The sequence below is a fragment of the Streptomyces sp. NPDC111516 genome (genome assembly GCF_055635345.1).
The window spans coordinates 130,979-141,509 of sequence record NZ_JBVKBV010000020.1 but is presented as its reverse complement, the minus strand read 5'-3'; the positions used below and the strand labels follow the sequence as shown (position 1 = coordinate 141,509).

Here is a 10,531-nt window from a genome sequence, read left to right as displayed (position 1 = left end):
ACCGCGGCCAGAGCCCGTCGCAGCCGTGCGACGTCGACCCGGCCGGCGGACAGGGCGTCGTAGAGCCCGCCGTGCCCGCGACGGTGCTCGCCCACTTCCAATCTGGTTGGCTTGTTGAGCAGTTGGGCTGACAACGTGGTGAAGCCCCTGGTAGATGGGTTTTCGACCAAGAGAACCGTCTCCACCAGAGGCTTCACATGATTGTTTACCCGTCCGGCGTGGACGTGTCCACCATTCGGGAAGACCTCGGCGTCCCCTTCCGGTTCGTGGAACTCGCCGACGACGTGAACCGCCACATGCCCGACTACGTCGTCCGGCGCGTCGTGGCAGCACTCGACAAGCGCGGCATGCCCATCACCGGATCCCGGATCCTGCTGCTCCGGTCTGACCTACAAGTTCAACGCCTTATGGCTGAAAATCGCCGGGGTACCGGCGGGAATGTCAGAGTTGTGCGTGCGGACCGGCCCTAGGAGTTGTACGCGCTCTGCGCGCGCTCCAGCCCCTCCGCCAGCAGACACTCCACCGAGTCGGCGGCCCGGTCCACCAGGTACCCGAGCTCCTTGCGCTCGGTGGACGAGAAGTCCTTCAGCACGAAGTCGGCGACCTGCATCCGCCCCGGCGGCCGGCCGATCCCGAACCGGATCCGGTGGTAGCCGGCGCCCATCGACTTGGTCATCGACTTGAGCCCGTTGTGCCCGTTGTCGCCGCCGCCCAGCTTCAGCCGGAGCGTCCCGTAGTCGATGTCCAGCTCGTCGTGGATCGCCACGACGTGGTCGGTCGGCACCTTGTAGAAGTCGCGCAGCGCGGTGACGGGGCCGCCGGAGAGGTTCATGTACGACATCGGCTTGGCCAGGATCACCCGGCGGTTCTCCGGGCCGGGCGGGCCCATCCGGCCCTCGACGACCTGCGCCTGGACCTTCTGCGCCCGCTTGAACTTCCCGCCGATCCGTTCCGCGAGCAGATCGACGACCATGAAACCGACATTGTGCCGGTTCGCCGCGTACTCGGGACCGGGATTGCCGAGGCCCACGATGAGCCAGGGTTCGGTGGCGTCGGACATCTGCGCTCGGTCTCCTCGCGTACGGATGGTTCCGGATGGCCCGGTTACAGGGAAACGGGACGGCGGGTCCTCGAACAAGGAACCGCCGCCCCGTCAGTGAAGCAGTGAATCAGTGAAGCCGGGAGGGCGAGGCTCAGGCCTCGGCGCCCTCTTCGGCTTCGGCGGTCGGCTCCTCGGCCTGCGCGGCGACGACCGCGAGGACGACCGCGTCCGGGTCGGCCTCGGCCAGCACGGAGCCCTCGGGCAGCGGGATGTCCTTGGCGAGGACGGACGCACCGGCGTCCAGGCCCGCGACGGAGACCGTGACGGACTCGGGGATGTGGGTGGCCTCGGCCTCGACGAGCAGGGTGTTCATCACGTACTCGAGGAGGTTGCCGCCCGGGGCCAGGTCGCCCTCGACGTGCACGGCGATCTCGACGTTGACCTTCTCGCCGCGCTTCACGGTCAGCAGGTCGACGTGCTCGATGTCGCCCTTGAGCGCGTTGCGCTGCACGGCCTTCGGGATGACCAGGGCGGCCTTGCCGTCGATCTCCAGACCGATCAGGACGTTGGCGGTCTTGAGCGCCATCATCAGGTCGTGGCCCGGCAGCGTGATGTGAACCGGCTCGGCACCGTGACCGTAGACGACCGCGGGAACCAGGTTCGCGCGGCGGGTACGACGGGCGGCGCCCTTGCCGAACTCGGTACGGACCTGGGCGGCGAGCTTGACCTCAGCCATGACTGCACTCCTCGTATGGTGACGAAAACTGGACAGTCACCCGGCCCACGACAGGCCTGCTACGAAGAGCGCGTCGATAACGGACCGCCGTACACATGAGTACGGCCTCCCTCGCCGAGCAACTCGCTGAGTCTACCCGGCAGGGAGGCCGCACCCAAAGTGGATCTTCCGAGCCCTGCTGCCTACTGCTCCTCGAAGAGGCTGGTGACCGAGCCGTCCTCGAAGACCTCGCGCACCGCACGGGCGATCGTCGGAGCGATCGACAGCACCGTGATCTTGTCCAGCTCCAGCTCACCCGGCGTCGGCAGGGTGTCCGTGAAGACGAACTCGCTGACCTTGGAATTCTTCAGACGGTCCGCGGCCGGACCCGACAGCACACCGTGGGTCGCCGTCACGATGACGTCCTCGGCGCCGTGCGCGAACAGCGCGTCGGCGGCGGCGCAGATCGTGCCACCCGTGTCGATCATGTCGTCGACCAGGACACAGACCCGGCCCTTCACGTTGCCGACGACCTCGTGGACCGTCACCTGGTTGGCGACGTCCTTGTCGCGACGCTTGTGGACGATCGCGAGGGGGGCGTCCAGACGGTCGCACCAGCGGTCGGCGACGCGCACCCGGCCGGCGTCCGGGGAGACGATCGTCAGCTTCGTGCGGTCGACCTTGGCACCGACGTAGTCGGCCAGTATCGGCAGCGCGAAGAGGTGGTCGACCGGGCCGTCGAAGAAGCCCTGGATCTGGTCGGTGTGCAGGTCGACGGTGAGGATGCGGTCGGCACCCGCCGTCTTCATCAGGTCGGCGACCAGGCGGGCCGAGATCGGCTCGCGACCGCGGTGCTTCTTGTCCTGGCGCGCGTAACCGTAGAACGGCACGATCACCGTGATGGAGCGGGCCGAGGCGCGCTTCAGCGCGTCCAGCATGATCAGCTGCTCCATGATCCACTTGTTGATCGGAGCGGTGTGGCTCTGGATCAGGAAGCAGTCGGCGCCGCGAGCGGACTCCTGGAAACGGACGTAGATCTCACCGTTGGCGAAATCGAAGGCCTTCGTCGGCACGAGGCCGACACCCAGTTGGTGCGCAACCTCCTCGGCCAGCTCGGGGTGGGCGCGGCCGGAGAAGAGCATCAGTTTCTTCTCGCCGGTCGTCTTGATCCCGGTCACAGCACAGTCTCCTCAGACGTGTTCCTGGCGCTGCACGCATGTGTCCCGATGTGCAACGAGCCAGCCGAAATGGGGTGAGCATCTATCACGGTACGCCGTGCTCGGCGCACCTGTTTCCGGTCAGCTTTCGCTGTCGTTCTCCGGAGCGGCGGCCTGCGCCGCCTGCGCCGCGGCACTTCCCGGACGCTTGCGGGCCACCCAACCCTCGATATTCCTTTGCTGGCCGCGCGCTACGGCCAGCGAACCGGGCGGTACGTCCTTGGTGATGACCGAGCCGGCCGCGGTGTAGACGCCGTCCCCGACCGTGACGGGAGCCACAAACATATTGTCCGAGCCGGTACGGCAGTGGGAGCCGATCGTGGTGTGGTGCTTGGCCACGCCGTCGTAGTTCACGAAGACGCTCGCCGCACCGATGTTGGTGTGATCGCCGATCGTCGCGTCACCGACGTAACTCAGGTGCGGGACCTTCGTGCCCTCGCCGATCGTCGCGTTCTTCATCTCCACGTACGTACCGGCCTTGGCGTTGCGCCCGAGCCTCGTACCCGGCCGCAGATACGCGTACGGGCCGACTGTCGCGCCCGCCCCGACCTCGGCCCCGTCCGCGACCGTGTTGTCCACCCGCGCGCCCGCGCCCACGACGGTGTCCCTGAGGCGGGAGTTGGGCCCGACCTCGGCGTCCTCGGCGAGATGCGTGGCGCCGAGCAGCTGGGTGCCCGGGTGCACGATCGCGTCCCGCTCGTAGGTGACCGTGGCGTCGATCAGCGTGGAGGCCGGGTCGACGACGGTCACCCCGGCCAGCATGGCCCGCTCCAGCAGTCGCTGATTCAGCAGACGCCGGGCCTCGGCCAGCTGGACCCGGTTGTTGATGCCGAGAATCTCGCGGTGGTCGCCCGCGACCGAGGCGCCGACCCGGTGCCCGGCCTCGCGCAGGATGGACAGCACGTCGGTGAGGTACTCCTCACCCTGGCTGTTGTCCGTACGGACCTTGCCGAGGGCGTCGGCGAGCAGCCGGCCGTCGAACGCGAAGACCCCGGAGTTGATCTCCCGGATGGCGCGCTGGGCCTCGGTGGCGTCCTTGTGCTCGACGATCTCGACGACCGCACCGCTGGCCGGCTCACGGACGATCCGCCCGTAGCCGGTGGAGTCCGGGACCTCGGCGGTCAGCACGGTGACGGCGTTGGCGTCGGCCGTGTGGGTGGCGGCGAGCGCGCCGAGCGTCTCGCCGGACAGCAGCGGGGTGTCGCCGCAGACGACGATCACGGTGCCCTCGACGGTCCCGCCGAGCTCGTCGAGGCCGACGCGCACGGCACTGCCGGTGCCCCGCTGCTCGGCCTGGTAGGCGGTCCGCAGCCGGTCGTCGACCGCGGTGAGATGTGCGCTGACCTGCTCGCTCTCGTGGCCGACGACCACGACGAGATGCTCCGGGTCGAGTTCGCGGGAGGCGGCGACGACATGTCCGACGAGCGAGCGCCCGGAGATCTCGTGCAGAACCTTGGGAGTCTTCGACTTCATACGGGTGCCCTCACCCGCTGCGAGGACGACGACGGCTGCCGGGCGGATGACGCTCACGGAAATGCCCTTCGGCTTCGGGTGGTGGACACCTGAAGGATACCGGGGGCCTATGAGGCAGACATGAGTGCGGGCCCCGACCGTGATGGTCGGGGCCCGCACGTAGCGGCTCCCCCGCCAGGACTCGAACCCGGACAAATAGCACCAAAAGCTACTGTGCTGCCAATTACACCACGGGGGATAGAGCCAGCTAACCGGACATTTCATCCGGCTGCTGGATCAGCACCCAACACTATGCCGTACCAAGTGCCTTCTACGCGACGATAGAGGTCAGCACTCTTGATGACGTAGATGACCAGGCAGCCGCGGTATGCCTCGGCGGTGTTCTTGCGGGTGGTCTTGGGGTTGTGCTTTTTCAGGGTCGCCTTCTGGAATGCGGAGGTAGGGACGCCTGCCAGATCGGCCCAGAATCGCTCGGCCTCGGTGACGTTCGCCGACTCGTGGATGCTGACCCGGAAGTGCATGCGCTCGCGCGGAACTTCAAGTAGTTCGAGCCAGCGTAGGTACAGCGTGATCACGTTGGGGTCGCTGTTCACGTTGGGGTCGCTGTTGATGAATTGGAGGCTCTCTCGACGGCTGTACGTCTTGTCCTTGGCGCCTTCGGCCCAGTACAGCGTTACTCCGGCGAGGAACAGTTCCCGGTCTGACAATTGGCCGACCGCGTCCTGTGCGTGAGCCTTGCTCCTGAGTCGATCCTCGTTCTGGGCGGCACGCAGGCGTGACAGGCCGGCGTTCATGAGCGCGTGGCGCTCCGCGTCCGTACAGCGCGGTTCCGGCTTCGGTAGATCCCGTACCCACAGTGAGATCGAGCTCTTCGAGCAGCCCAGCTCCACCTGGATCTGGTCGTACGTCATGCCTTGGCTGCGCAGCTCCCGCGCCTTCTCTCGGAGGTCGTCCTTGGCGCGCGGGCGTTTCGTCCACTCCGGGGCCGGTTCGCCTTTGACCAGACGGCCCAGGATGTCGTTGTTGTGGACGTGGAGCCGGTCGCGGATCTGTCGGCGGCTGAGACCCTCCCGGCGCAGCGCGACGGCCTGTTCGCGCAGCCCTTCGAAGTCGGCGTACTTGCTCGTGATTTCCGTCATGCGCCGAGCGTCGTCCGGAATGCGGACGTCCGGCGTGAAAGCCTGCTCGATTCACCATTTCAAGCGATAAGTGGTTGTTCCGTCTCTGTTCGACAGGCGTACGTGCTGTCCAGGTCACCCGAAAACCAGGTGCGTCCGCCCGTAGTCTGGACGGCATGACCACAACGGGGGCATACCGGGAAGCCGCGGGTACAACCACCCGCGGCTATTGGTGGTGGGAACGGCGGCGCGGCGTCGCCCTGGACGTGGGGCTCGCGGCCCTGTCGGCGCTGGAATGCGCTCTGGAGGGGGTCGAATTCGCCGGGAACACCGGGCTGCCGGTGCCGGTCGGTGTGGTGTTCGGGCTGCTCGCGGGGGCTGTGCTGGTGGTGCGGCGGCGCTGGCCGATCGCCGTGGTGCTGGTGTCGATCGCGACGACGCCCGCCGAGATGGGCTTCCTGATGGGGCTGGTCGGCCTCTACACGCTGGCCGCTTCCGATGTGCCGCGGAGAATCACCGCGGTGCTGATGGGGATGTCCTTCACGGGCACGTTCATCGTCACGTACGTACGGCTGCGGCAGAGCGTCTCCGCGCAGGCCGATTTCGGGCGCGACGACTGGTACGTACCGCTGCTCTCGCTGTTCATGTCGCTCGGGCTCACCGCGCCGCCCGTGTTGTTCGGCCTGTACATAGGGGCCCGGCGCCGGCTGATGGAGAGCCTGCGGGAGCGGGCGGATTCGCTGGAGCGGGAGCTTTCGCTGCTCGCCGACCGGGCCGAGGAGCGGGCCGAGTGGGCGCGTACCGAGGAGCGCACCAGGATCGCCCGTGAGATGCATGACGTGGTCGCTCACCGAGTCAGCCTGATGGTCGTGCACGCTGCCGCGCTGCAGGCCGTCGCGCCGAAGGATCCGGCCAAGGCGGTGCGGAATGCCGCGCTGGTCGGTGACATGGGGCGGCAGGCGCTGACGGAGCTCCGCGAGATGCTCGGGGTGCTGCGGAGCGGGGAGCCCGTGGCGGCGCGGTCCGCGCAGGTGCCGCTCGCGTCGGTCGGCCGGGCGGCTGCGGCCGTGGCGGCTGCCGCGGTGGAGGACGGGCCTCGGCTGCATGAGGTGGAGACCCTGGTCGGGGAGTCCAGGGCCGCCGGTATGACGGTGGAGCTCTCGGTGGACGGTGAGGCCCGCCCGTACCCTCCCGAGGTCGAGCAGACCGCGTACCGGGTGGTGCAGGAGGCCCTGACGAACGTGCACAAGCATGCGGCCGGCGCGAAGACGTGGGTGCGGCTCGCGCACCGGGACTCGGAGGTCGCGATGCAGGTGGAGAACGGCCCGTCGGACGCCGCCACGGCGGACGCCGGGCTGCCGAGCGGGGGCAACGGGCTCGTCGGTATGCGGGAGCGGGTGCTGGGGCTCGGCGGCGTCTTCGTTTCCGGGCCGACGGATGTGGGGGGTTTTCGGGTGTCGGCGGTCCTGCCGGACCGGGGGGCGGCCTGACGGCACCGGGGCGGGCAGGCCCAGCCCGTCCGGCGGGGACGAAGCGGCCACCGGGCGGCCCCGGTGCTCAGCCGGGGATCAGGCGTTCCGGCTGGATGCCGCCGATCAGGGTTGCGAGTGCTTGGTCGATGTCCGGTCCGAGGTACCAGTCCCCGGTGTGGTCGATGCTGTATACGCGTCCCTCGGTGTCGATCGCGAGGACGGCCTGCCCGTCCCCTTCCTCGCCGAGAGGGCTGACCTCGGTCTCCAGTGCCCGGCCGAGGTCGCCCAGCGTGCGGGCGAGATGCAGGCCGCTCATCGGGTCGATGCGTACGGGGGACGGCGCGATGTGCCGGCCGGGCGCGGATGCCGTGATGCGGAGTCCGCCGAATTCCGCCCACGCCTCGACGGCGGCCGGGAAGACCGCGTGCTGATGACCGGCGGGTGACGCGTGTGAGCGCAGCGCGTCGGCCCATTCCTCGGCCCGGCGGATGTCCCAGCGGCCGGGTTGCCAGCCTGCGGCGCGCAGGGCGGCGTCGACGGCGACGGGGAAGCGGGTCGTGGCGTGGGGGTCCCGGCCTGTGGGGCCTGCCTGTTCGGGTAGGTCGGTTCGGTCGTGCATCGGCGCCCGGTCAGCCCTTCTCGGCGGTGGTCGCCGCCCCGGTGGTCGTGAGGTCGACGGGACGTACGCCGAAGTGGGCGAGCATCTCCGTGCAGGAGCGGCACGGCGGGGCGTAACTGCCGTGCATCGGGTCGCCGTCCTCGCGGATGCGCCGTGCGGTGAGCCGTGAGTGCTTCAGGGCGCGGCGGGCTTCGCCGTTGGTCAGTGGTTTGCGCTGGGCCCGCTTGGAGCGGCCCGCTTCCGCGGCGGTGAGTTGCCGGGACAGCAGTATCGCTTCGGGGCAGCGGCCGGTGAAGCGTTCGCGCTGGCTGCTGGTGAGGGTGTCGAGGAAGTCCTGGACGAGGGGGTGCAGTACGGGGGGCTGGTCGCCCTTGCCCGCTGTGCAGGTGAGCGTCTCGCCGCGTACGGACAGCGCCGCGGCGACTGCGGGCAGGATGCCGTCGCGGCGGTGGTGCAGCCGGGGTGTGGGGCTGGTTCCGGTGTTGCTCCAGCTGAGGCGTGGGTCCCCGGTCGTGACTGGTTGTGCGTTGTGCATTGGTGCTTTTCCCTCCCGTGCCCGCAGCGGTAGCTGCGCGATGTGCACGCCCCCGAGTTGCGGTCACAGCCTGCCAAATGTCGCGGCTGGTCGGGAAGCTGGGGCAGGGAAACGCGCCGCCGTGTCGCCGGGGGCGGCAGGAGCGTCGCTTGTCCGTCACGCCGTTGTGACGGTTCGTGACGGAAGGAAAAGGGCGTGGCGTACGGGCGAGACCTGCTCTTGCGCCACCGCATAGGCTGTGCGCGGACCGCCCCCCTCGGGCAGGTCGGTCCTCACCAGCCAGACGCAGCAGGGGGCAACCGCCATGACGACAGGTCGGCTCGGGCAGCAAGCCGCGCCACCGAACGCGGCCTACGCCGGGCAGCTCGTGCATTTCCCGGACCCGGTCCGGGCGTCCCGCCATCCCAGAGGCGTGCGGATGGACGAGAACGGCAGCCCGGTCTTCGCGCCGTACGCGCGTGCCGCCGCCGAGGTCGCCGAGCCCCCGCCGGGTTTCGGCGTCGATGAGCTGCGGCTCACCGACTACGTCTCGGCCAATGCGGCACTGGCGGCGAGTGGCCATGAGCTGTGGGACACGATTCCCGCGGTCGCGACTCCGCATGGCTGGACCTGGCATCACGTCCCCGGTGGTCGGCGCATGGAGCTGATTCCGGTCGAGGTCAAGGCGTTGCTCAGGCACCATGGCGGCCTCGCTGCCACGGCGGTCGACCGGAACAAGCGCGGCACGCGCCCCCTGCAGGAGACTCGGCCCGCGCATTTCCGGCTGCCCAAGGGTGCTGTGGCGGTGAGCGAGCAGCAGGTCCTGGGCGTGGAGGAGGACCTCGGCTACCGGCTGCCCGGCGCGTATCGGTCCTTCCTGAAGGCGGCGGGTGGTTCGGCTCCGGTCGGGGCGGCGCTCGATGCGGAGCTCGGTCTCCTGGTCGACCAGCCGTTCTTCACGGTGCGCGAGGAGGCCGCCGTGAACGACCTGGTGTACGTGAACAAGTGCTTGCGGGACCACCTCACCAAGGACTACCTGGGCGTCGGCTTCGTCCAGGGGGGCCTTCTCGCGGTGAAGGTGAAGGGCCATGGGATCGGCTCCGTCTGGTTCTGTGCGTACGACGACGCCCGGGATCAGGACGGCTGGAGCGTGCAGGAGCGGGTGGACCGGCTGCTGCTGCCGTGCGGCGGCGATTTCGATTCTTTTCTGCAGCGTCTGGCGGGTAATCCGCCGGAGCTGGAGACCGTGGCGAACCTGATGGTGGACGGCGGCTTCGCGCGTGCCGTCCCGGTGGAGGGGGGAGCGCGATGGTGACCTTTGCGCAGGCGCAGGAGCGCGCGGACGAGTGGATCAACGGCGATACGCCCGCGTACCAGCACCGTGAGGTGCGGGTGCGGGAGTTCGAGCTGGGCTTCGTGGTGTGGGGCGAGGACCGTGCCGAGGGTCCGGTCTCGGACGGGGGCCGACAGCGGCTGGTGATCGCCCGGGACAGTGGTGAGGCAACGCTGTGGCCGGGGTTGCCGGTGGGCGAGGTGATCCGGCGGTATGAGGAGGAGTACGGGGCGCACGACGCGGCTCCGGCTGCTCCGGAGCCGCCGCAGCGCATTGACCTGAATCAGACGTCGTTCCTGTTGAGCCCCCCGGAGTGGCTCCAGGAAGCGGCTGACAAGCTGGGTATTCCGGATCAGCGGGCGGGGCGGGACGGGGGCGCGGTTCCTTCGGCTCCCTCGGCTCCCTCGGCTTCGTCGGACAGTTCGCGGGGTGGGCCGGTCGCGTACGAGCCGACTGCCAATGACGGCGTTCCGGCGTCCTCCGTTGCCGCGTCCCCGCCGAACGTGCCCGCTGGGTCCACCCCCTGGGCCGGTACCGACACCAATGCGGGTTCCGATGAGGGTGCGGTGCCGCTGCCGGCCACGGTGTTCGCGCCGCCGCTCTCGGGTGCCGACGACGAAGGGGCCCCGCCGCCGGTCGTGCCGGCCGACGCGCCGACCGCCCTGATGTCGGGGGGCAGCCATTTGCCGCCGACGGCGATCGTCCCCGGCTTGGAGCCGCGGGGAAGCGGTGCGCCTGTGCCGGGTGCTTCCGGCCCGGCTCCCGATCCTGGCCCCGGTGCCGGTGACATCGCGGACGCGGCCACCAGTAAGGCCGTCGTGCCGCCGCGCGGTGCGCGTGGGGGCGGTCCGACGACTCCGCCGCCGCCGGGTGCCCCCGGCACGCCGGGTGCGCGGCCGGGTGCGCCTGTGCCGCCGCCCTCGGGCCCGGGTGCGCCCGGCGCTCCGGCGGGTGGGTACCTGCCGCCGCCGCTCGTCTCCCAGCAGGGCCCGCCCGGTCCTCCCGGTCCTCCGACGCCTCCCGCCCCG

10 protein-coding genes, 1 tRNA gene and 1 pseudogene are annotated in these 10,531 nt (G+C 69.6%); 4 read left to right on the top strand and 8 right to left on the bottom strand.

Features of this window, described 5'->3' with window-relative positions; all coding sequences use genetic code 11:
- The first annotated feature begins 218 nt into the window (after positions 1 to 218).
- Positions 219 to 470: a hypothetical protein gene (locus ACZ7L9_RS29505; RefSeq protein ID WP_471419874.1), complete on the top strand. Its 252-nt coding sequence runs from the start codon at positions 219 to 221 to the stop codon at positions 468 to 470.
- Here the strand turns inward: ACZ7L9_RS29505 and pth are convergent.
- The 6 genes from pth to ACZ7L9_RS29475 all read right to left on the bottom strand — a co-directional run bounded on the left by pth (position 467) and on the right by ACZ7L9_RS29475 (position 5,586).
- Positions 467 to 1,060 (bottom strand): aminoacyl-tRNA hydrolase, encoded by a 594-nt coding sequence (pth, locus tag ACZ7L9_RS29500; protein ID WP_471419872.1) that lies wholly within the window; start codon positions 1,058 to 1,060, stop codon positions 467 to 469. The genes ACZ7L9_RS29505 and pth overlap by 4 nt on opposite strands.
- A 133-nt stretch (positions 1,061 to 1,193) precedes the next feature.
- Positions 1,194 to 1,778, bottom strand: a complete 585-nt coding sequence (locus ACZ7L9_RS29495; RefSeq protein WP_471419871.1) for a 50S ribosomal protein L25/general stress protein Ctc — start codon at positions 1,776 to 1,778, stop codon at positions 1,194 to 1,196.
- 182 nt (positions 1,779 to 1,960) lie between these two features.
- Entirely contained in the window at positions 1,961 to 2,935 is a 975-nt protein-coding gene (locus ACZ7L9_RS29490; protein WP_030926792.1) for a ribose-phosphate diphosphokinase, read from the bottom strand.
- Between the two features lie 120 nt (positions 2,936 to 3,055).
- The gene (gene glmU / locus ACZ7L9_RS29485) at positions 3,056 to 4,504 is read right to left on the bottom strand and encodes a bifunctional UDP-N-acetylglucosamine diphosphorylase/glucosamine-1-phosphate N-acetyltransferase GlmU (RefSeq protein WP_471419868.1); all 1,449 of its coding nucleotides are present in this window, start codon (positions 4,502 to 4,504) and stop codon (positions 3,056 to 3,058) included.
- 109 nt (positions 4,505 to 4,613) lie between these two features.
- Positions 4,614 to 4,685 (bottom strand) — tRNA-Gln (locus ACZ7L9_RS29480).
- A 22-nt stretch (positions 4,686 to 4,707) separates the two neighbouring features.
- The gene (locus tag ACZ7L9_RS29475) at positions 4,708 to 5,586 is read right to left on the bottom strand and encodes a hypothetical protein (protein WP_471419867.1); all 879 of its coding nucleotides are present in this window, start codon (positions 5,584 to 5,586) and stop codon (positions 4,708 to 4,710) included.
- Positions 5,587 to 5,741: 155 nt separating this feature from the next.
- On the opposite strand from ACZ7L9_RS29475, the gene ACZ7L9_RS29470 reads away from it, so the two are divergent.
- A complete protein-coding gene (locus ACZ7L9_RS29470) occupies positions 5,742 to 7,055 on the top strand; it encodes a sensor histidine kinase (RefSeq protein ID WP_471419865.1) in 1,314 nt (437 codons plus the stop codon).
- 67 nt (positions 7,056 to 7,122) lie between these two features.
- On the opposite strand, the gene ACZ7L9_RS29465 is transcribed toward ACZ7L9_RS29470, so the two are convergent.
- Positions 7,123 to 7,656, bottom strand: coding sequence for an SUKH-3 domain-containing protein (locus ACZ7L9_RS29465; protein ID WP_471419863.1), 534 nt, complete (start codon positions 7,654 to 7,656; stop codon positions 7,123 to 7,125).
- 10 nt (positions 7,657 to 7,666) lie between these two features.
- A complete protein-coding gene (locus ACZ7L9_RS29460) occupies positions 7,667 to 8,191 on the bottom strand; it encodes a YwqJ-related putative deaminase (protein ID WP_471419861.1) in 525 nt (174 codons plus the stop codon).
- Positions 8,192 to 8,495: 304 nt separating this feature from the next.
- Between ACZ7L9_RS29460 and ACZ7L9_RS29455 the strand changes: the two genes are divergently transcribed.
- Together ACZ7L9_RS29455 and ACZ7L9_RS29450 are read left to right on the top strand one after the other, a co-directional pair.
- Positions 8,496 to 9,485: an SMI1/KNR4 family protein gene (locus ACZ7L9_RS29455; RefSeq protein ID WP_471419859.1), complete on the top strand. Its 990-nt coding sequence runs from the start codon at positions 8,496 to 8,498 to the stop codon at positions 9,483 to 9,485.
- Positions 9,479 to 10,531 (top strand): annotated as a pseudogene (locus ACZ7L9_RS29450) (SUKH-4 family immunity protein); the annotation flags it as partial. The gene ACZ7L9_RS29455 and the pseudogene ACZ7L9_RS29450, both read left to right, overlap by 7 nt.